Raw genomic sequence first — 20,448 nt, 5'->3', positions numbered from 1 at the left:
CTCACCCACACACTTGAAGGCGAGCCGCCCTCCTTTCTCCTCTCTGCTCTCTGTGGTTAATTTTCCTTTGTGTCCCTTGGTAACAAATAACTAAGGCGGGCTTTGCAGCCCGCCTATCAGCACCCCCAAGCGGAGAAGGTGGTATCAGGGGCGTGTTGAAGGGACCACCCTCCCGCTGGAGCTTGTCATGGCCACCTTCTCAACTATCGCGGACGCCGTCACCATATGAGACGTATAACGGCTATTATCGCGAACATCAGCTAGCACCAACGCTGCGATCGTCCCCAGGATCAGTCCCGCGATAGTTGAGATTTTCTGCTTCATTACGTTTTCTCAGTTCACTCTGATAGACGCGGCAGGCTCTGATTTGTTATCAGGGCAGTTCAGGCTGGCGATTGAAGACCTGGCGGAAGGTATCGTAATCGGATTTCCCGAACAACACGAACGCAACCAGCTTCACACCGCTTGCTGGGTGTTCGATCGCATATTCACGCACCGCTCCCAGCATGACCTCAGCACATTCGTCCACGGGAAATCCCGCGACTCCGGTGGCCAGCGCTGGAAACCCAATACTCGCGAGCTTCTTCTCTTCTGCGAGGCGCAGGCTGTTGAGTGTTGCGTTACGAATGATGGGAGCGCTGGAAAGTGATCCCGGCCGCTTGGGCACGCGATGATCTTCTGGCCGATAACCCATTGCCGCAGCATGAATCACGAATTTGTTCGGCAACTGTCCGCCGACGGTGACAACCGCCTCACCTAGCGCAATCGGCCCTTGTGCCTGCGCTTCTTCATCGATCTCATTGCCGCCCTTCCTGCGGATCGCTCCCGCCACACCTGACCCCAGCGCGAGGTCAGTGTTCGCAGCGTTCACGATCGCGTCCAGATCAGGCTGCTCGGTGAGGTCACCCTGACGAATATCAATGTGCATAGCAACGAACCCTGAGGGTGCCCTACTCTAGCCGTCTTTTGGCTAGTGTGGGGTAGTTGCTTTTGGCCGCATCTGCCACCCACCCGCAATTGACGCCCCCGCCTCGCCCGGCCTAGACTGGCCTCAATCGCGGCATCCGAGTTCTTTGTGACCGTAGTCACATGATTGCCGTTCGGCCTGCCGCCGTTATCCTATCCCGGTTCGTATAGGATGAATAGCTTCGAGGCTCAGGTCCATGGGGGAATAAATGTCCTGGTTGCAGAACAAGTTCGAAAAGAACTTTCTGATCACCACGGTTGACTACGTCTTCAACTGGGCGCGCAAATCTGCGCTCTGGCCCATGACCTTCGGTCTGGCCTGCTGCGCCATCGAGATGATCGCCTCCTCTACCGCCCGCTTCGATATCGCACGCTTCGGGTCCGAAGTCTTTCGCCCCAGCCCGCGGCAGAGCGATCTTATGATCGTCTCCGGCACCGTAACCCTGAAAATGGCGCCGGTCGTGAAGCGAATCTACGACCAGATGCCTGACCCCAAGTGGGTAATCTCCATGGGCGCATGCTCATCCGTTGGTGGGCCATTCAACACTTACGCTGTCTTGCAGGGCGTCGATCGTATCGTCCCCGTTGACGTGTACGTAATCGGCTGTCCGCCGCGCCCGGAAAATCTCTTCTACGCGCTGCTCAAACTGCAGGACAAAATTGACCAGATGTCGGTCGCCAGGAAACCTACTGAAGTCCGCCTGGAAGAGAACATGGTGGAAAACTTCAAGCGCCAGGTCATGATCGCGCAAACCCTGCAGCCGAAATAGCCGGCCCCTGTCCCGTAATCCCAGCCTGATTGTTATCCCGACCAAGCGATGGGATCGCTTGCGGGCGATTTTATCGCGCGTGGAGGGACCTGCTTTTGCCTCATCGCCTCCGGGAGTTCAGGTGGCCCACTCAATCCGTCTTTTGGCTTGAGTGGGATATTCAGTTTTCCCAGTTTTCCCAGTTTTCAATTTCCCATTTGCAATTTACAGTTCCCCTGCATGTCCGATTTCGTCAGACTAGCTTCGAAGCCCGATCTCCCCGAGGAAGGTGAAGCCCGCGAATTTCCCCTGGGCGACAAGACGATCTGCATCGCCAACGTTGACGGCAACTATTGCGCGATGGATAACGTCTGCGTCCACCGCGGCGGTCCTTTAGCTCAAGGCGTGGTCGCCGATGGCAAGATCATCTGTCCCTGGCACGGCTGGCAATACGATCCCAAGACCGGCGTCCCTGCCGAGAATCCCGCCCTCAAGGTCGCGGTCTATCCCATCAAAATCGAAGGCGAGGAAGTTCTGGTAGAGGTGGGGTAGCCGACACCTTCGATTTCTGTCAAGCCCCTCGGTCCTCCTCTTTTCTCCTATCCCCATGTTGCACGAGTAAATAAATCGCCGCTCCCAATGTCCCATTTGCCTATCCCGATTTGCTAAGCTGGAATTAGGGACATTGATCAAGAGCTGCTGGCGAACGCGGGACATCAGCGCAGTAATCTTCGATCCCACAACGAGTCCTAAAACGATTTGTCATCACGAGCGAGCAAAGCGAGCGAAGGATCTGCACTCATTCCCGCCACCAGCAAGCATTAAGGCGTCGTGCTGTATCAGCCCCAGGCGGAGGAAGTGTGGTCTCAAAACACAAACGCTAGCCCTTTGTTTTCAATAGTTTGAGACTTAAGCCGATTGGATTGTTGGATTTTGCAGCGCCTCTCGCGCCAATCATCTGAAAACAGTAGATTTTTGCAAGTACGGTAGGCGAACCTGCGCGCCTCGAAGCTTCGATTCACCCCAGGAATCTCAGAAATCCCCTGGGATCGTTTTCAAAATTCGGAAACACGGCGTTCAGGTCCCGCACTCCCATGTGCCGGTACACGACCTCGCCCAGGACCCTGCGAAAGTCCGTCGTCAGCGCGAGATCTCGCCCCTCGTAGAGTTGCTCGGGCGTCAGGCCGGGCCAGCGTCCATAGACGCGCCCGCCCTTCACCGGGCCACCCATGATGAACATCACGTTGGCGTGGCCGTGGTCGGTGCCGCGGTTGCCGTTTTCTCGAGCCGTGCGCCCGAACTCCGACATCGTCACCACCACCGTGCTTTCCGCCAGGTCGCCGAGGTCGGTCCAGAATGCGGCCATCGACTGCGAGAGTTCGGTCAACCGGTTCGCGATCTGCCCCTGCACTGCTCCCTCATTGACGTGGTGGTCCCATCCGCCGATGTCGGTGAACGCAACCTCTACGCCCAGATCCGCCTTGATAAGTTGCGCCACCTGACGAAGCGCTTGCCCCAGCCCGCCGTTGGGATAGTTGGCCCCGCGCGCCGGCGTGTACTTGTCAGGATTCGCCGCCTTGAGCATTTTTACTGCGTCGAAAGTCTCCTGCCCGGTGCCGTGCAGCACGGTATCCACCGACTGGCTGTACATGGCTTCAAACGTGTTCGCCAGCGGTTGCGCCGCAGGATTTCTCCCGCCGACGCCAAAGTCGTTAACGTTACTGATTGCCACCGCCGGTGCCGAGCCCGCCAGAATCCGCGGCAGTCGCGTGCCCAACGCCACCGCACGGAACGCTGAGTCATGCTCCCCCGTATGTGGTGAGTGCAGGCAGCGATTTAGCCAGCCATCCTCCGTACTCTTGTAGCCTGGAGTTCCTGATTCCATGTAATCCTGCGCGTCAAAGTGCGAGCGCGTGGCATCGGGCGATCCGGCAGCGTGCACGATGGCGAGATGCCCCTGATCCCAAAGCGGCTTGAATGACGTCAGTGCCGGATGGAGTCCAAACATCCCATTCAGATCGATGACCTGTTGTCGCGGGATGTTAATGCTCGGCCGCATGGCGTAGTACGACGGCTCGCCGTGGGGCACGACAATATTCAAGCCATCAGCGGCGCCCCGCATGAAGATGACGACGAACCGTTTATGGCCGTTGGGCAGACCCTCCGCGGCGTAAACTGCGCGCGACAAAAAGGCAGGAATCGCGGCGGTGCCTACGATCGCCATGGCCCCGCCCTTCAGGAAAACTCTGCGTGTAATTGACATACCTTTGTGTTCCTTCATGTCCGCCGTGGTGGAGGGTTCATCGCCGCTGAAACTCCGGCGACCCCAGGAGCAACCCCGCAATTACCCCCACATTCGGTGGGCGCGACGCATCGTCCAGCACCCGTCCGGTGACCTGTGGATCGGCAAGCTGTTTCAGGATCGTGGCGTGCGTCTGCTGCGAAATGTCTCCTGCCAGCAGCACACTCTCCAGGGATCCAACCGCCTGTTCCGCGGTAGATGAACTGGACGTTGCTAACAATTGTGAGGCATTGAACTCCACCCCGCGCATGCGCCCATTTCCCAATTGCAGAGCAAAGTTCATGCGGTTCAGCAACGCAGACGAATTCACCCACGCTTCCGCCTTCATGGGATATCCGGTCGGCGGCTGTTGCCCATACAAAGGCATGCCCATGCGATTGAGCGCTTGCACCAAGGGCCTCGCATTGTTGATATCGGCTCCAGTCGCACGAATGGAGGAAACCACGAACTCCAGCGGCGTCTTGACTTTGGCGCGATAGGCCGCTGGTGACCAGAACTCCGGCGAGTTGAACATTGTCATCAGTACTTCCCGGATGTCTCCGTCGCTCTTCCGAAACGTTTCGGCCATGCGATCGACCAACGTCGGCGGAGGATTATCGGAAACAAAACGGGTGGCCAGCTTGGTGGAGATAAACCGTGCCGTCGAGGGATGACGGGCTAGCATCTCCAGCACCTTCATGCCTTCTTTCTCCCCATCCTCTTTGATCTTCTGGCCCAGGACCGTCTTGTTACCCGGTTCATGCTTGCGTTCGTCGAATTCGTAACCGCCGCCGCGCCGCGGCTCGCGCAATGTCCAACCGGTGAATACGCGCGCTACTTCGGTCACGTCTTTCTGTGTATATCCGCCATCGACGCCCAGCGTGTGCAGCTCCATCAGTTCGCGAGCGTAGTTCTCGTTCAGACCTTTCTGCTGCTTTTTCTGCTGTTGTGCCTGCGGCCGAGCTACCGGCGGCCTCCCGCCGAATGGCCCGCCAAAGTAGGGACGCCGCGGATGAAACGAGGCGTTGTTACGCGCAGGATGATTACCGTACTTTGCGAATTCCGAGTTCGGACCCACGCTGTCCCAGTTGTCCAGATACCACAGCATGGCCGGACTCTTAGCCGTAGCCACCAGCAGGTCCTTGAATTTGCCCAGCGCATGCGCACGTATCACGTCGCGCTCATACGAAGTGATGAGGTAGCGATCCGGCCCCTTGCCGATAAAAACGTTGAAGTGGTTGAACCAGAAGTCGGTCATCACCTCGTCCAGTTGCCGTTCACTGTAGGCAGCGCGCAATATCTTGCCCTGCTGTAATTCGCCGACCACCACCTGTTCCGGATTTGCCAGCGCCATGACGGTCTCGCGCTGATCGGGCGTGAGCGATGCCAATAGCTGTTCGCGATCTTCCGGGCGCAATGCTCGCGCGAAGCGCTCGCGCTCTTGCGCATCCATCTTGAGGATGGCCTGCATACGTTTTTCCGCCGGCATCGCCATGAACTCTTCATACTTCAAGTCGGCATACATGCGGGCTTCCCGCTGCGCGGCTTTCTGCTGTTCATTGGCCTGATCGCTGCTGGCGGAGTTATCAGGCGGCTTTGAAGAATTGGAGACGACTGGCGAGATCCCCTGTCCCACGCCGGAAACTGCCGGGTTTGCCGTTTGCGTATCGACATTCGCCGCTTGTGGCGCGCCGTCACCCTTGGCTTGTTTGCGGGCCTGCTGATCCTCAATCTTCTGGATCTGCGATTCGTAGATGGCGCGCTTCACAGGATCGGACGGCAGCGGTGCTCTGCCATTGATTACCGCCTGCACCGCCTGGCGCGGCGGAAAATTCTCAACCAGCATCTGCGTGTCCATGTTCAGACTGCGAAAGGGTGAAAGCCGAGCCTCCAGCGCAGAGTCATTGATTTTGTCAGGATGAAGCTGCTCCTCGAACCATTTGTCCACGCCCATCGCCATCACGCGATCCACATCTCCCGGCCGCGGGCCGAACGTGAAGCGATTTAGAACATGCAGAGCCCGCTGGCGTTCATCCATCTGCGCCTGGACAGCCGCCGCCTTCTTTTTGTCCTTCTTCTTATTACCCGCGGAGACTAGGGATGTGGAGAGCGCCAGACTCAGTACCAGGAGTCCAGCGAGAAGTGCTTTCCTTGGCAAATGCATAGGCCCTCACCCGGCGCGCGGGAACTCAGCGATTATCAACCCTTAACCAGTAAAATTGTTGCGTTACCCCAGTGCATATGCCATCGCGGTCGTCTTGGGCCGTGGGTAAGCCTTCGGCCCACTCAAGAATGAAAAATTAGGAATGGGGTGCCCCACCCTTCCGCCGTCTTTTGGCGAAGGGTGGGAATTCTGTCCTTCACGTGAAAGCGGGAAGAGCTTTATGCCGAGTACACCCGTCCGCTGGCCAGCTTGTGGTTGAGGGTCGAAGCCAGGGCATCGACGTCAGTGGGTCCGATGCTGCATATAACGCGCTCATCCAGGAACTTGCTCTTGTTACGCCCCGTAGAATCTCGCCGCACCTGGATGAGCAACGCCTGGACTGCGGTGGGATCGAACTTGCCGGGTGTATTGCGAACGATTTCGCTGAGGGCTTCTCCGATGCTGTGGGAATGCCGGTAGGGACGCTCGCTGGTCATCGCGTCGAATGTGTCCGCGAGCCCAATCACGCGCGCAGGCAAAACAATCTCGTCCAGGTGCAGACGATCGGGATAGCCGCTGCCGTCGGCTCGCTCGTGATGGTTGCGCACCACCTCGGCAACCTTGGGCCAGGGGAATTGCACTCCAGTGACGATCTGATGACCGATAACAGTGTGATCGGCCATCTCGCGAAACTCGTCTGGGTTGAGCGCGCTGGGCTTGCCGAACAGCGCCTTGTCGACCGCCACCTTGCCGATGTCGTGCAGATACCCGCTGGCGCGAAGGCCGGCAACATCTGGCGCTTCCATGCCCATCGCTTCGCCTACTGCTGCTGCATAACGCCCAACCCGCAGGGAATGCCCGCGTATATGGACATGCTTAACATCGATGGCATTGGCAAACGTCTCTAACGCGGTGTCGTAGAAATTCTGTACCGAGGCCAGCAGCCGAAGGTGTTCAGACACACGCTGCGAGAGGGATTCCGTCAGCGTGTAGTTGTGTACCGCCAGCGCAACGTAGTTGCAGAGCATGCGCAGGGCATCTAATTCATCGTCGCTGTAGGGGCCGTCGGTCGCTCGTTGCCCCAGAGCCAGCATGCCTACCAGCTTCCCGCTGACCAGCAGAGGCACAATGCACTTGAACAGTTCCGGTGCGATGTTGCCGTTGGGACTTAAGAATCCCTCGTAGTTCTTCGCACTCAGAGCCTGAGGTCCGCGCAGGGAAACCAAGGCATGCACGTGCTTGGGAAGTAGTGGAATTACCGCCTGGGGAGGAAACGCCTGAAACCCACGCGCGGCGATCGAGGCCAGCATGGCCGGCTTGTCTCGAAAAAGGAAAAGAGCGGCTTCCGCCGCGTCCACCGCTTCCATTAAGGCGCTCAGGACGGAACTGGCAGTCTCCCGGAAATCGCGATCGGCCGTCATTAATGATCCGAGGTCGGACAGAGCCTCGAAGGTCATCAGCAGCCGGCGGAAGTTGTTGTTTCTTAGGCCCACTCAGTGGTGAGCAAGAATCTTCAGAGCAATCGAAGCCTACCACGCTGCCCGGCCAACACATCAGGCCGTCCCTGTTACTTAGTTTGGTGCACACCAAAGTACCATTTCCGGCGTGCGGGAACCGAAAATGCAACCACCATGCAATCTGAGGGTGCCCCACTCTAGCCGTCTTTTTGGCAGGGTGGGAGGTCGAGGCGTAGCCTCGACAGGGAAGTGGATTGAAACGTACTACGCTACTTCTCCCGCGCCACCACAAACTCCGGGATCCACACCATCGCCCGCTTGATCTCTGAATCGGGAAAGCCGCAGATGGCCTTACGCGCATCCTCCGCGTACCGATTGGCACAAGCAATGGCGTCCGCCAATGAGCCATAGCGATGCAGGATCGCCAGCACCTCAGCATGCGACACGCCATTGAACGCCCGCTCCCGCAAAACTGTCTCGATCGCTTTTCGTTCCGAAGACGTGCAGCGCTCCAGGGCGTGAATGACCGCCATGGTGGCTTTGCCTTCGCGCAGATCGCTGGCGACGGGCTTTCCCAGGACTTCCTCGCTGGCAGTTAAATCGAGCACGTCATCTACGATCTGGAACGCCATCCCCAGATTCCGTCCGTAGGCCGCCAACCGGTCTTCCTGATCTGATGTGGCATTACCGAGAATCCCGCCTAGCCTCATGCAAACTGAAAACAGGCAAGCTGTCTTGCGGTAGATGAGATCGAAGTGTTCGTCGAGTGAGATGCAGCGGCCCAGCTTCTCCATCTGCAGGAGCTCGCCCTCCACCATCTGCTGGGTGAGCTCGATCAGTACGTCAAGAACCCGGAAGTTGCGTTCCTGCACCGCAACCTTGAAGGCCTGCATGTAGAGCCAATCCCCCGCCAGAACACACTTGGAATTGCCCCATTGCGTATTGGCGGCAGCGCGACCACGGCGGGTCTGGGCTTCGTCGATAATGTCGTCATGCACCAGGGTCGCGGTGTGGATGATTTCGACCACCGCGCCCAGCTTGACGGGACTGCTGCCGGTCTTATTACAGAGCTTGGCCGAAAGCAGCAGCAAAGCCGGACGCAGGCGCTTGCCCCCGCCAGCACGCAAGTATTCTCCAATCTCGGTGATGACCGGCACCCCCGAGACGGTGTCACAACCGAACTCGTGCTCGATCGCCGCCAGGTCCTCGCGCAGCAGATCAAAGACTTCTTTTGCGTTCGTGGTAGCTGATGTCCCCAAGCTTTCCATCCGCTATCGATGGTATCTAGGCTGCCAAGCAGGCCGGTATCCGCTCAGTTCGACCGGTAATTCGTAAACTGCATGTCGATCCCGAAATCCTTCTGCTTCAGCAGCGAGATGATCTCCTGCAGGGTGTCGCGGTCTTTTCCTGAGACTCGCACCAGATCCCCCTGGATCGATGCCTGTACCTTCTTCTTCGAATCCTTGATGGTCTTCACGATGTCGCGTGCTTTTTCCACCGGAATTCCCTGCTGCAAGCTGATTCGCTGCCGGACGGTGCTGCCCGCAGCGGGCTCGATCGCACCGTAACTCAATCCCTTCAGGGGAACTCCCCTCTTCACCAGCTTCGCCTGCAGAACTTCGTTCACGGCTTTGAGCTTATAGTCATCTGCCGAAGCGAGAATGATCGCCTCTTTGCCTTCCAGTGTGATGTTGGAATGCGAACCTTTTAGATCAAACCGGGTGTGGATCTCCTTCAGCGCATTCTGAATGGCATTGCTGACTTCCTGCAGGTCGATCCTGCTGACAATATCAAACGTGTTCTCAGGCATAGCTCTTTCCAGTGTACGCTAACGGCTCTTTTCCACGGCCAGCGGATTTGTCAGGCTTATATCGAAGAAGCGATAGAAATTTTCTGAAGTCATTCGCCCAACCTCTTCCCGATCCATTCCACGCAATTCGCCGATCTGGCGTGCGGTTTCCACCACGAATGCCGGCTCGTTGCGCTTGCCGCGATGCGGTATCGGCGCCAGGTAAGGCGAATCCGTCTCGATAAACATTCGGTCCATCGGAATCACCTTAGCAACTCTGCGTATGTTCTCCGCTTTCGGATAAGTCAGGTTCCCTGCAAATGAAATCACAAATCCCATCACCAATGCCGTGCGGGCGTGGCTCTCTTCTCCGGTGAAACAGTGCAGCACGCCACCCAGGCCACTTCCGGACCAATGCTCACGGATCAGGCGCAGACAGTCGGTCCAGGAGTCCTCGCTATTTTCTGATGGCCGGCAGTGAATGATGATCGGCAGCCCCGCCGCACGCGCGAGCTCCATCTGCCGCACAAAAACCTGCTGCTGGATTTCGCGAGGAGAATGATCGTAGTAATAGTCGAGCCCCATTTCTCCCCAAGCGATCACCTTCGGATTGCGCGCCAATTGCTCCATGCGCGCGTAGTGCTCTTCCTTCGCCAGGCGAGCCTCATGAGGATGGATTCCGACCGTGGCGTAGATTGCCGGCCCTTCCTTCACAGACTCCGCCAGCTTCAGCGCGCAGTCCACATCATCTGGACCTTCGCCATTCCCGATCACCAGCATGGCCTCGACGCCCACCTCTTGAGCACGAGCTAGGACCTGATCGCGATCCTTTTGGAATCGCGGTCCATCCAGATGGCAATGGGAATCGACGAACATTCGCTATTGTGAAACTGGAAAAGCTAGCCCGCTCTAATCAAAATTTCAGCTGTCATCCTGAGCGAGGGCCGGGCCAACCCTCCCTGCCCGAGTCGAAGGACCTTGCGTTTCTTAGAACCGAACCTCTCCGCCTACTTCAGCCTCGCCCCTACCGGAACGTCTTCCAGAAATCCGGCAAGCACGGGTCTTCCCTCTTCGCCGATGGACGCCGCCAGCAGCATGCCGTTTGACTCCAGCCCGCGCAGCTTGCGGGCTTCCAGATTAGCTACGATGACGATCTTGCGCCCAATCAACTGCTCGGGCTCGTATGCCTTGGCGATTCCGGCAACGATCTGCCGCACTTCATTACCCAGATCAACCTCCAGTCGCAGCAGCTTATCGGCTCCCTTGACCTTCTCCGCGCTCTTCACCTGTGCCACCCGCAGCTCCACTTTCATGAAGTCGTCGATTTTGATCTTGTTGCCATCGGCTGTAGGAACAGCAGCGGGCTGAGAGGGACCGCATGCCGCTGGTGTGGCGCTTGCTGCCGGCGCGCTGAGGGCTTGTGTACGTTCCTGTTCTTCCAATTGCTGCATCCTTTCAATTGCGGATTTGTCGGCGCGGGGAAATACGGGTTCCACCTTGCCGATTCTTATGCCCAGACCGAGTTGTCCCCACTTCAGGTCCGGCAAACGAAACTTCCGTATGTCGCCTAACCCAAGTTGTGACCAGATGCGGGCAGTGGAATCGGGAATCACCGGATGAACCAGCGCCGTCACAATGCGCAGCGCCTCGGCGGACGTGTAAAGAACCGTGGCCAAACGTGCCCGGCTGGTTTCATCGCTCTTTTCCGCCAGCACCCAGGGCTCATTCTCGACGATGTACTTGTTCACCGCGCCAATCAGGCCCCAGGCACTCTCCAGGGCGCGCGAGAACTGGTACTGATCGAAAAGCGAGTTGGTCTCCGCAATGGTGCGCGTTGCCAGATCAGCAATCGCATTGTCCCCGGCGGTGCGCGCTGCTGCCGCCGACGGATATGGAACCTGCTCATGAAAGTAGCGCGCGATCATGGTGAGCGTGCGACTGGCCAGATTCCCCAGATCGTTAGCCAAATCAGAATTGAAGCGCTGCACCAAAGCATCGAACGAGAACGACCCATCCTGGCCAAAGACAATTTCCCGCAGCAGAAAATAACGCAGCGCATCCGCACCCAGAACTTCGAGGATGGTTTCCGCGCGAACGATATTTCCGCGCGATTTTGACATCTTGCTTTCTTCAAACAACAGCCAGCCGTGCGCGAAGATGCCCCTGGGAAGCGGCAGCCCCGCTGCCATCAGAAAGGCCGGCCAGTAAACGCAGTGGAAACGCACGATCTCCTTCCCGATCATGTGCAGGTCTACCGGCCACCACTTTTCGAAATTCTCCTGGTCGGCTGGTTCGGGCGCTCCGAAGCCGATGGCGGTGATGTAGTTGATCAGCGCATCCAGCCAGACGTAGATGACCTGCTGCGGGTCGTCAGGAACGGGGATGCCCCACTTGAACGTGCTGCGGCTGATCGAGAGATCGCGTAGTCCGCCGCTGACAAAAGAAACTACTTCGTTGCGGCGCGTCTCCGGACGAATGAAGTCAGGCTGGGCGTACAGCTTGAGCAGCTTGTCCTCGAAAGCGGAGAGCCGGAAGAAATAATTCTCCTCACTCACAGTCTCCGTCGGCCGTCCGCATTCCGGGCAGGGCTCGCCCGGGCCCACCGAATCCACGTAGAGCTCGTCGAAAACGCAGTACTGGCCGGTATACGAGCCTTTGTAGATGTAGCCATTCTTCTGCAGCAACCGGAATAATTCCTGTACGCCACGTTTATGGCGGTCCTCGGTGGTACGGATAAAGTCGTCGTATGTAATTCCCATCCGCTCCCATAGACCGCGAAACTCCCCTGAGACTTCGTCCGCGAGCGCCTTGGGAGTAATTCCGCGGGCGGCGGCCGCTCGCTCAATCTTCATGCCATGTTCGTCCGTGCCGGTAAGAAACCACGTATCCGCACCTAGCATGCGCTGCCGCCGGGCGATCACGTCGCACACAATGGTGGTGTAGCTGTGCCCAATGTGCGGGCGCGCATTCACGTAATAGATCGGAGTTGTAATGTAGAACTTTCTACTCATTCTGCTGGTCCAGGTAGGCGCGGATAGCTTCCTGCATCACGCGTTTCAGCGGAACCCCGCGCTCTGAGGCAATGCGCCGGCAATCTTCGTATTCGGGCGCATAGTTCACCACCGTGCCATTGAGGTTGGCGAGCTTCATCTGGACCTCACCCCACGGCGTTTGCACCGGAAGGGAACGGCGCACCAGCACCTCGCGCCGTTCCTCCCGCATTCGCACACCGAGGGTGGTGCTCTCCGCAAAGATCAGCCGCGTCAGGCGCTCCGCATCCTGCGGCAAGGCCAGCACCGTAAGCACGGTTCCCGGGCGGTTCTTCTTCATCTGAGCTGGGGTGGCGAACACATCCAGCGCACCCTCAGCCAGCAGGCGATCCATAACGTAGCCGAAAACCTGCGGGTTCAGATCGTCGAGATTGGCCTCGAGCACGGAGATCGTGTCCGCAGTCTGGCGCGATTCCTGAACTGCCTCGCCGACAATCAGCCGCAGAACATTCGGAGCGCCAGGAATATCTCGCGAGCCTGCCCCGTACCCGCTGGCCTCAACTCGCAGCGGCGGCAGCTCACCGAATCTCGTCGCCAGCACGCTGACAATCGCCGCCCCCGTGGGCGTCACCAATTCTTTCTCGATGCCCGATGAATAGACCGGGCCCCCTTTGAGCAACTCGACTACCGCCGGCGCCGGCACTGGAAAGCGTCCATGCGCGCACTCTACGGTGCCACCACCCACATTCAGAGGTGAGCAAACCCATTCGTCTACGCCCAAAGTCTCGCTGCCCACCGCCGCGCAGACAATGTCCACGATCGCATCCACTGCTCCCACTTCGTGAAAATGCACCTGCTCGATGTTGCAGCCATGGACCTTGGCCTCGGCCTTGCCCAGCGCTTCAAAGATGGCGAGCGCTCTGGCCTTTGCCGATTCACTGATTGGCGCGCGTTCAATGATTTGCCGAATCTCGCTGAGCGCCCGCCCATGGGCATGGTGAGCATGCTGCGCATCGTCCTCGTGTTCCGGGTCAGTATGTAGATCATGAACATGTGGGTGCGGATGCTGGTGGTCATGAACTCGCGCATGCACTTGCTTGTCCCGGCGGACGCGCCAGTTGTCGTCACGCGGCTGATCCTTTTCTCCGCCCACCCAGACATCGACCTTTGTGGCACTGATCCCGCTGCGATCCACCCGCGAAATCTCCAGGTGTGCATCCAGGCCCAGCGCTGCAACCGTATCCATCAGCAGCTTGGGCGAGACGCCCGCGTCAACCAGCGCGCCGAGAAACATGTCGCCGCTGATGCCGGAAAAGCACTGCAGATAGGCGATTCGCATAAGCCTCAGAACCTGGTTCTTTGCACCCGCCGCCCTCCTTTACAGGCCGCAGATGCGCGCACACAGGAAACTTTCATCATAGGGTGACGACCAAATTGCGTCAAACCGAGCGCCGCATTGCGTTTGTTATAATCGCTTTTTTCTTCAGCAGCTTACGAGGACTCCTGTCGCTTGTACCGTTATTTTCAGCAGATCCTGACGGAGCGCGTTCGCGACTTTCTCCGTCAAAAATACGAACTCGAGTTGGAAGGCATCATTACCGAGCAGCCTCCCCGCATCGAACTCGGGGAATATGCGCTTCCGCTTTCATTCGAACTGGCCAAGAAGCTGCGCAAGGCGCCGCGAAAAATCGCCGAAGAGATCGTGTCCGGCATCGGCTATGTACCCGGATTTCAGCGCCTGGAAGTGGCCGGGGCAGGCTATATCAATGCGCGGCTGAAACGGACCGAGGTGGCTGCGCTGCTCGCTCGCGGCGATCAGCCCGTCACAGCTGCTGAAGCCTCACCGAAACTTAAGATTCTGGTCGAGCACAGCAGCATTAATCCCAACAAAGCGGCGCATATAGGGCACCTGCGCAACGCGATCCTCGGCGATACGTTCGTTCGTCTTCTGCGCTTCAGTGATTTCCCGGTAGACGTGCAGAACTACATCGACAACACCGGGGTGCAGGTCGCAGACGTGGTGGTCGGGTTCCTCGAGTTGGAGAAGCGCAGCCGCGCGGATGTAGAGAAGTTGATCGAGCAGAGTCCGCGTTTCGACTACATCTGCTGGGATGTGTACGCACGAACCTCATCCTGGTACGAAGAGAATCGCGCTAACCAGCAGAAGCGCGCTGAAGTCCTGCACGCCATCGAGCAAGGCAACAACGACGTAGCCGAGTTGGCCAACCTCATCTCGACCGCCGTCCTCCATCGCCACCTTGAAACCATGGACCGCCTGGCAATCGAGTACGACTTTCTGCCGCGGGAGAGCGAAATTCTGCATTTGAATTTCTGGGCTCTCGCGTTCGAGCAGATGAAGCAGAAAAGCGTTCTCTACTACGAAACCCAGGGCAAGAATGCCGGCTGTTGGGTGATGAAGCGTCCTACTGCCATGGGCAAGAAACCGGAAGAGCTAACCGATGAAGATACCAAGGTGATCGTGCGTTCCAACGGCACGGTTGGCTATGTAGGCAAGGACATTGCTTACCATCTCTGGAAGTTTGGGTTGCTGGGCCGCGATTTCGGTTATCGCAAGTTCTACCGCTATCCCACTGGCTTGCAGTGCTGGATTTCCGCCGAGCATGGTGACCCGAATCACCCGCACTTCGGCGACGTCAGCGCGGTCTACAACGTAATCGACACGCGCCAGTCCGAAGCCCAGAACACCGTCATCGAAGCCCTGCGGGGCATGGGCTATACCGAGGCCGCCGATCACTACACACATTTTTCCTACGAAATGGTGGCGCTTACGCCGCGTTGTGCGGAAGAACTTGGCTATCCACTCTCGGAAGATGAGATGGGCAAGCCCTTCATCGAGGTTTCCGGACGGCGCGGATTCGGAGTGAAAGCGGACGACCTGATCGACCGGCTCATCGCTACCGCTCAGAAGGAAGTGGATGTTCGCCATCCTGATCTGAGCGAGGCCGAGCGCAAGGATATCGCCACCCAAATCGCTGTGGGAGCCTTGCGCTACTTCATGCTGAAATTTACTAAGACCTCGGTCATCGCCTTCGACTTCAAGGAAGCCTTGAGCTTTGAAGGTGAAACTGGTCCCTACGTGCAATATGCCGTGGTGCGTGCCAGCAACATCTTTCGCAAGGCGGGTGTCACACCGGAGCAAGTGTTGGCCGAACCCGTCGAACTCTGCGACTTCCTGGAAGGCGAGAGTGGAACCGAAATCTGGGAGTTATGGCTGACCTCATCCAAGACTTCCTACGTTGTCGAACAGTGCATCTTTACCACCGAGCCCGCGCACGCCGCCAAGCATGCCTTTCAGTTAGCGCAGCTCTTTAACAATTTCTATCATCGGCATCGCATCCTGACGGAAAGCGACCCCTTGAGGAGGAAATTTCTGCTCGCTACCGCGGCTGTAGTTCGGCGTGAACTGATCCGCATTCTCGCGGTCATGGGGATCACAACGCCACCGGTCATGTAGCTCTGCTTATTCCCTCGCCAGGGGCAAAAAAGAGCCGCCCTGTTTCGAGGACGGCTCAAGTAATTCTTTAGCTGGTTAGCTCACCGAGACTCACGGCATGTTCCATTCAGTTATAAAGCCGGATTCGCTGCCCTTGTAATACTTGTCTCCGCTGTAGACCGCCTTCACATACTGGGTAACGTCGGGAAGTGCGGTGGTGAGAGATGCTTTCCCGCCCGACAAAGGAACAGTCGCCAGAACTGTTTGCGAGAGACCACTATCGATAAAGGTAATGGTCCCGGTGGCGGCGCCGATTGCTGGCGAAGACGTCACCGTAGCGGTAAAGGTCACCTTCTGTCCCGGGCTGAAGAATTGACTCGATGATTTAATCGTTGTTGTTGTGGGGACATCCAGAATCAGCTTCAGCAATTCCCATCCACCCAGCAGCTTTCCCGGAGAATTGTCAGTCAACAGATTCATGGGATTGGCCATGCCGAGATAGAGTGCATCATCCGCGAACATGGTGCGAATGCCATAGCTGCTCTGGTTACCTACCCCGGTAATGCTCACGGGAACTGCCGGTTGCGAAGTGGAATAGAACTTCCACAGGTCTGCCCCTTCAAAGCCGAGGGCCGCCTGCAGGACTGCAGGGGGAACCTGGTTGCTGAGGCTTGAGATCCCATGGACTGCAAGGTAGAGCCAATCCATGGTTCCCACGAAGAGCTCGTTATTATAGACATCCATGCTCCACGTGTAGTTGTTAAAGAAGTTGTTGAAGCCCGCCCAGCCATAGGTGGGTTTCTGTCCCAGACCATTCGGCACCAGCTGCCACTGGCTGCTGCCAGAGTCGAACTTAGGCAGCACGGATGAGCCGTACAACAACTCCACTTGCTGCGATGCGGTACCGAAATTACGCCCACGGAAGATCACGATCGGCCGATACGTACCCAGGAAGGCAGCAAGATCGACCGGCGCCGTGGGATAGAGCTGATTGAAGTACACCAGCCCAGTGCCCGGAACATGCATTGTTCCCCAATATAGATAGCCTCCGAACGAAGCCAGAGCACCGCCCGCTTGAGGTGCGGCAGGCTCAACTTCGTATTGCCCGAGGTTAAAGACTTCCGTCCAGCCGCCTTGGTCCGCCGTGGTCAACATGTCCTGGCTGCTGGCAAGTTGGCGGCTCATCACTATTGCGGTGCCGGCGATAGCCCCACCAATGCCCCAGGTGGATACGAAGATTCGGTTCGCGTGTTCAACCAGGTAGGCGGGATCGCCGGTGAGATTGCCCACCACGTCGAAATGGAAGGGATCCGCCAGGCTGCCTGTCCAGCGGAGGATGTTGCCTCCTCCTGGTTTCGCCATCCCGGTATAGAGCTGTCCGTGGATGACCCGCCACTGCCGAATGTTGGTGTAAGGCCCCGGCCGGCCGCTCTGGCCATCCAGAGTGATCGATCCCAGGAAGCCATGGGTTGCGGCATTGAAGGCAAAGAGCGTAACGCCTTTAGAACTGATGCCGCCGAGAAATACTACACCACCGAAGTTTCCCGCTGAACGCAGTCCAACAGTTCCACCAAGGCGAGCGGCGTCAGCTGGACTCGCGCCGAGGACCGCTCCGGTCATGTCTGTGAGTGTGTTCGTCGAAGTGTTGTAGACGAAAATCCGAGGTGGGCGAATGTCTTTCCCGCTCATCTCGCACTCCCAGGAATCCGTCTGAGCAGCCGGGAACGTGCCGGACGGGTAGAACCCATCGAGCACTAGGCAAAGAGTATTGGCGACGGTCCCGAGCCAAAGTTCGGCTCCGTACTTGGTGAGTCCCCAAACGTAAGCTTGATTCACCTTGGGAAGACCGTTTGCCGAGATGCAGGCAGCGATATCGCTGGCACTGAAATCGTTCGGGTATTTGGATTTGAAAGAATTCAGGTTGTTGACGTTTCCGAGTCCGTAGAAGCACTCGTCAACTTTGGCCTTGGCCAATAGCTGACGCCAGTAAGCTGACTCACTGGGTGCACTGGGCACATAGCCATAGGCGTTGGACCAGAATTGTTGAAGCATGTCCTGCGAATCTGCCTGAACAAGCATGGGAGAAGCAAGCCAGGCGAGGATTCCCAGACCCAGGAGAATTGCGGCGCGCGTAGAATTGTTCATCTGCTACTCCTGTTAAAAAGCGAGGGTCAGGAAGTCGGATAACTTCCGCTTTGGGTCAAGCACAACTTGGGCCGTGGGGGAGATTGTGGCCGAGTGAAGTATGTGGCCCGATGACAAGGCCAATCTGTCGCAAGAGCAGGCTTCTGTCGATGACCCGGGTTACATTAGTGCGTAGGCTGCCCGAATCGGGAAACGCCCGATTCAAAATCGATTCTCGGGCAACCTGCTAACTCATCAATCCCTGGCACATCTTTCGCGCCACAAAGTTGCGCCTTCGTTGCGCAACCGGCGGACGAGCAAGCAGTCAGTCGTCACGCCCAAAAGCAACGCGGCGTGTGCTAGATTGCCTGAATGTCGAGTCCCCAGACGCTGCCGGTCGAGCCACAACCTCTGTACTGCCCCAACTGCGCGCGGGAGGTGATCGATCCCCTCATCTGCGGAGACTGCTCAGCAGTGATCTGCCGAGTGTGTGGGACACCTCTTGAATCTCCGGATGAGCTGGGCATTGGATGAGCAACATGCTTCGGCCATAGGTGCGCCGCTACTCGCTTCGCTTCTAACTGCAAACCCCTCATGGCGAGATTTGCGGTAATCTTTTACATTCGGCTGATCTGATCTTCTGGAGTAACTCCCCATGAAACTACTCGTCATCGGTGCTGGACAGATGGGCTCGGCCGCTGCCTACGACATGGCACAGTCGCCTGAGGTAAAGCATGTGACTTTGGCGGACTCGGATTACCGCCGCGCTAAAGACGCCGCCTCACGCATTAACAAGCTGGCGCGCTCGAAGAAAGTGGAAGCGGACGAAATCGATGCCGGCAGCGAAAAAGCGGCTCGCAAGCTGATGCGTGATCACGATGCCGCGCTTTCGGCGGTTCCATACTTCTACAACCTGGGCCTGGCTAAGGCGGCGATCGATGCGGGCTGCCACTTCGCGGACCTGGGCGGTAATAACCGTGTTGTTCGCGCGGAACTGGATCTCTCGCGCAAGGCGGAGAAAGCGGAAGTAGCGATCGCACCCGATTGCGGGTTGTCGCCAGGGATGGCGTCGGTTCTTGCGGGCGAGCTCATGCGCCGCATAGGTGGTCGCGCGGACTCTCTGAAGATCTACGTCGGCGGATTGCCAGTAAAGCCCAAGCCGCCCTTCAATTACCAGATGGTGTTTTCGGTTGAGGGCTTGATCAACGAGTACGTAGAACCGGCCAAGATTCTCCGTCACGGAAAAATCACTACCATAGAACCGCTCACAGAAATCGAATCGTTCAAGCTCGATGGCCTGCCCACGCTGGAAGCATTTCACACCTCCGGCGGGACCTCGACTCTCCCGGAAACCTTTGAAGATCAGGTCGGAGAGTGCTTTGAGAAGACGCTCCGGTTCCCCGGCCACTGCGCCATGATCCGGGGTCTCTACGATCTGGGGATGTTTTCCAGCGAGAGACGGAGAATCAATGGTGTGCAAATCTCCCCACGCGAAGTCACGGCCAAACTCCTGGAGGAAAAGCTCTCCGGCGATGGACAGGACATGACCGTGCTACGCGTGGAAGCTGATTCTCCTGGGCCGGGCGCCTTGCGGCGGCTGCTAGGCAAACGACCTGAACCGCAGCGCCGGATGAGCTTCACTCTGATAGACCGCTATGACCCAGAAACGGATATGACCTCGATGATGCGCACCACTGCCTGGCCCGCCTCCATCGTGCTGCAAATGCTCGCTTCCGGTGTTATCTCCAAACGTGGCGCGGTGCTGCAGGAGCGCGATGTGCCGGCGAAGGAATTCCTGGAAACCATGGCGCGGCGTGGAATCGAGATTCGCTACGAATCGAAGCTGGCATCATAGGAATTCAGCCATTTCGCGAACCTGAAAACCCCACCCAAGCTGCGCTCGAGTGGAGAACCCTCAATCCCTTGTCTCCACTAAGCCTGTGCACCAGCGGTGCGACTCCCGGAAATCCGCGTCCTTTGCGTAGAATGCTGCAACGTTTCGCGTTCTCCGGGAGGTTCGGTTGAACCTGCGCTTTCTTGATCGACTTCAGCCTTTGGGCATGTTCATTGCACGAGCTGCTGCTGGCGCCATCATGGTGGCGCATGGATATCCCAAGGTCTTTGGTGGCCTGCACAGGCACGCGGAGCTTGTCCATAGCCTGGGCATGCCCGGCTGGCTGGGCTATGTGTCGTCCTTCGCCGAGCTGCTGGGAGGAATTTTGCTGATCCTGGGCTTAGCCACGCGCTTTGCCGGACTGGCGGTCTGCATCGATCTGGTCGTGGCGATCGTGAAGGTGCACTGGAAGAATGGATTTACCGGGCAGAACAATTACCAGTTTCCGCTAGCGCTGGCCGCGATTGCTTTTTTACTCATCTTTACTGGGGCTGGCCCGATTTCGCTCGATTGGGTATTCGGCAGAGGTGGTGGGGTTAAGAAGTAAAAACAGACATCCCTCGCTTCGCTCAGATGACCCAATAGGAACGTTTAGAGTTGT

15 protein-coding genes are annotated in these 20,448 nt (G+C 57.7%); 5 read left to right on the top strand and 10 right to left on the bottom strand.

The features are described 5' to 3' along the window. Positions 1 to 373: 373 nt before the first annotated feature. On the bottom strand, positions 374 to 928 hold the full coding sequence (locus VEG30_05500) for a macro domain-containing protein (GenBank protein HXZ79365.1): 555 nt from the start codon (positions 926 to 928) through the stop codon (positions 374 to 376). A gap of 247 nt (positions 929 to 1,175) precedes the next feature. On the opposite strand from VEG30_05500, the gene nuoB reads away from it, so the two are divergent. Further along, positions 1,176 to 1,736: an NADH-quinone oxidoreductase subunit NuoB gene (nuoB, locus tag VEG30_05495; protein ID HXZ79364.1), complete on the top strand. Its 561-nt coding sequence runs from the start codon at positions 1,176 to 1,178 to the stop codon at positions 1,734 to 1,736. 219 nt (positions 1,737 to 1,955) lie between these two features. Continuing rightward, positions 1,956 to 2,267: a Rieske (2Fe-2S) protein gene (locus tag VEG30_05490; GenBank protein HXZ79363.1), complete on the top strand. Its 312-nt coding sequence runs from the start codon at positions 1,956 to 1,958 to the stop codon at positions 2,265 to 2,267. A 466-nt stretch (positions 2,268 to 2,733) separates the two neighbouring features. Here the strand turns inward: VEG30_05490 and VEG30_05485 are convergent, their stop codons facing one another. The 8 genes from VEG30_05485 to larC all read right to left on the bottom strand — a co-directional run bounded on the left by VEG30_05485 (position 2,734) and on the right by larC (position 13,714). After that, positions 2,734 to 3,978: a DUF1501 domain-containing protein gene (locus VEG30_05485; GenBank protein ID HXZ79362.1), complete on the bottom strand. Its 1,245-nt coding sequence runs from the start codon at positions 3,976 to 3,978 to the stop codon at positions 2,734 to 2,736. A 37-nt stretch (positions 3,979 to 4,015) separates the two neighbouring features. Then, positions 4,016 to 6,154 (bottom strand): DUF1800 family protein, encoded by a 2,139-nt coding sequence (locus VEG30_05480; protein ID HXZ79361.1) that lies wholly within the window; start codon positions 6,152 to 6,154, stop codon positions 4,016 to 4,018. A gap of 224 nt (positions 6,155 to 6,378) precedes the next feature. Next, positions 6,379 to 7,632: an HD domain-containing phosphohydrolase gene (locus VEG30_05475; protein HXZ79360.1), complete on the bottom strand. Its 1,254-nt coding sequence runs from the start codon at positions 7,630 to 7,632 to the stop codon at positions 6,379 to 6,381. A 233-nt stretch (positions 7,633 to 7,865) separates the two neighbouring features. Continuing rightward, the gene (locus tag VEG30_05470; protein ID HXZ79359.1) at positions 7,866 to 8,864 is read right to left on the bottom strand and encodes a polyprenyl synthetase family protein; all 999 of its coding nucleotides are present in this window, start codon (positions 8,862 to 8,864) and stop codon (positions 7,866 to 7,868) included. Positions 8,865 to 8,908: 44 nt separating this feature from the next. Further along, the gene (locus VEG30_05465; protein ID HXZ79358.1) at positions 8,909 to 9,406 is read right to left on the bottom strand and encodes a YajQ family cyclic di-GMP-binding protein; all 498 of its coding nucleotides are present in this window, start codon (positions 9,404 to 9,406) and stop codon (positions 8,909 to 8,911) included. Between the two features lie 18 nt (positions 9,407 to 9,424). Continuing rightward, positions 9,425 to 10,261 carry a TatD family hydrolase gene (locus tag VEG30_05460; GenBank protein ID HXZ79357.1) on the bottom strand — a complete coding sequence of 279 codons (837 nt, stop codon included), beginning with the start codon at positions 10,259 to 10,261 and terminating at the stop codon, positions 9,425 to 9,427. A 131-nt stretch (positions 10,262 to 10,392) separates the two neighbouring features. Continuing rightward, complete coding sequence (metG, locus tag VEG30_05455) at positions 10,393 to 12,396, bottom strand: methionine--tRNA ligase (protein HXZ79356.1); 2,004 nt, start codon at positions 12,394 to 12,396, stop codon at positions 10,393 to 10,395. Beyond that, entirely contained in the window at positions 12,389 to 13,714 is a 1,326-nt protein-coding gene (gene larC / locus VEG30_05450; protein ID HXZ79355.1) for a nickel pincer cofactor biosynthesis protein LarC, read from the bottom strand. The genes metG and larC overlap by 8 nt, the downstream gene beginning before the upstream one ends. Positions 13,715 to 13,885: 171 nt before the next feature. Here larC and argS point away from each other — a divergent pair, with 171 nt between their 5' ends. Continuing rightward, positions 13,886 to 15,850: an arginine--tRNA ligase gene (gene argS / locus VEG30_05445; protein HXZ79354.1), complete on the top strand. Its 1,965-nt coding sequence runs from the start codon at positions 13,886 to 13,888 to the stop codon at positions 15,848 to 15,850. 90 nt (positions 15,851 to 15,940) lie between these two features. On the opposite strand, the gene VEG30_05440 is transcribed toward argS, so the two are convergent. Beyond that, positions 15,941 to 17,974 carry an Ig-like domain-containing protein gene (locus VEG30_05440; GenBank protein ID HXZ79353.1) on the bottom strand — a complete coding sequence of 678 codons (2,034 nt, stop codon included), beginning with the start codon at positions 17,972 to 17,974 and terminating at the stop codon, positions 15,941 to 15,943. A gap of 634 nt (positions 17,975 to 18,608) precedes the next feature. On the opposite strand from VEG30_05440, the gene VEG30_05435 reads away from it, so the two are divergent. Both VEG30_05435 and VEG30_05430 read left to right on the top strand, forming a co-directional pair. Continuing rightward, positions 18,609 to 19,808: a saccharopine dehydrogenase C-terminal domain-containing protein gene (locus VEG30_05435; GenBank protein ID HXZ79352.1), complete on the top strand. Its 1,200-nt coding sequence runs from the start codon at positions 18,609 to 18,611 to the stop codon at positions 19,806 to 19,808. Positions 19,809 to 19,974: 166 nt separating this feature from the next. Next, positions 19,975 to 20,394, top strand: a complete 420-nt coding sequence (locus VEG30_05430) for a DoxX family protein (GenBank protein HXZ79351.1) — start codon at positions 19,975 to 19,977, stop codon at positions 20,392 to 20,394. Positions 20,395 to 20,448 lie beyond the last annotated feature (54 nt).

This window comes from Terriglobales bacterium (assembly GCA_035624455.1).
GTDB lineage: Bacteria > Acidobacteriota > Terriglobia > Terriglobales > Acidobacteriaceae > DASPRM01.
Note: the sequence above shows the minus strand (reverse complement) of the source record. Positions and strands in the feature narration are given on the sequence as shown.

What these genes read in the sequence shown, in the direction of transcription:
- VEG30_05490 (HXZ79363.1), top strand. Translation starts at nt 1,956, where the DNA reads ATGTCCGATTTCGTCAGACTAGCTTCGAAGCCCGATCTCCCCGAGGAA.
- VEG30_05460 (HXZ79357.1), bottom strand. Translation starts at nt 10,261, where the DNA reads ATGTTCGTCGATTCCCATTGCCATCTGGATGGACCGCGATTCCAAAAG.
- metG (HXZ79356.1), bottom strand. Translation starts at nt 12,396, where the DNA reads ATGAGTAGAAAGTTCTACATTACAACTCCGATCTATTACGTGAATGCG.
- VEG30_05465 (HXZ79358.1), bottom strand. Translation starts at nt 9,406, where the DNA reads ATGCCTGAGAACACGTTTGATATTGTCAGCAGGATCGACCTGCAGGAA.
- VEG30_05440 (HXZ79353.1), bottom strand. Translation starts at nt 17,974, where the DNA reads ATGAACAATTCTACGCGCGCCGCAATTCTCCTGGGTCTGGGAATCCTC.
- VEG30_05485 (HXZ79362.1), bottom strand. Translation starts at nt 3,978, where the DNA reads ATGTCAATTACACGCAGAGTTTTCCTGAAGGGCGGGGCCATGGCGATC.
- VEG30_05500 (HXZ79365.1), bottom strand. Translation starts at nt 928, where the DNA reads ATGCACATTGATATTCGTCAGGGTGACCTCACCGAGCAGCCTGATCTG.
- VEG30_05435 (HXZ79352.1), top strand. Translation starts at nt 18,609, where the DNA reads ATGAAACTACTCGTCATCGGTGCTGGACAGATGGGCTCGGCCGCTGCC.
- larC (HXZ79355.1), bottom strand. Translation starts at nt 13,714, where the DNA reads ATGCGAATCGCCTATCTGCAGTGCTTTTCCGGCATCAGCGGCGACATG.
- nuoB (HXZ79364.1), top strand. Translation starts at nt 1,176, where the DNA reads ATGTCCTGGTTGCAGAACAAGTTCGAAAAGAACTTTCTGATCACCACG.
- VEG30_05470 (HXZ79359.1), bottom strand. Translation starts at nt 8,864, where the DNA reads ATGGAAAGCTTGGGGACATCAGCTACCACGAACGCAAAAGAAGTCTTT.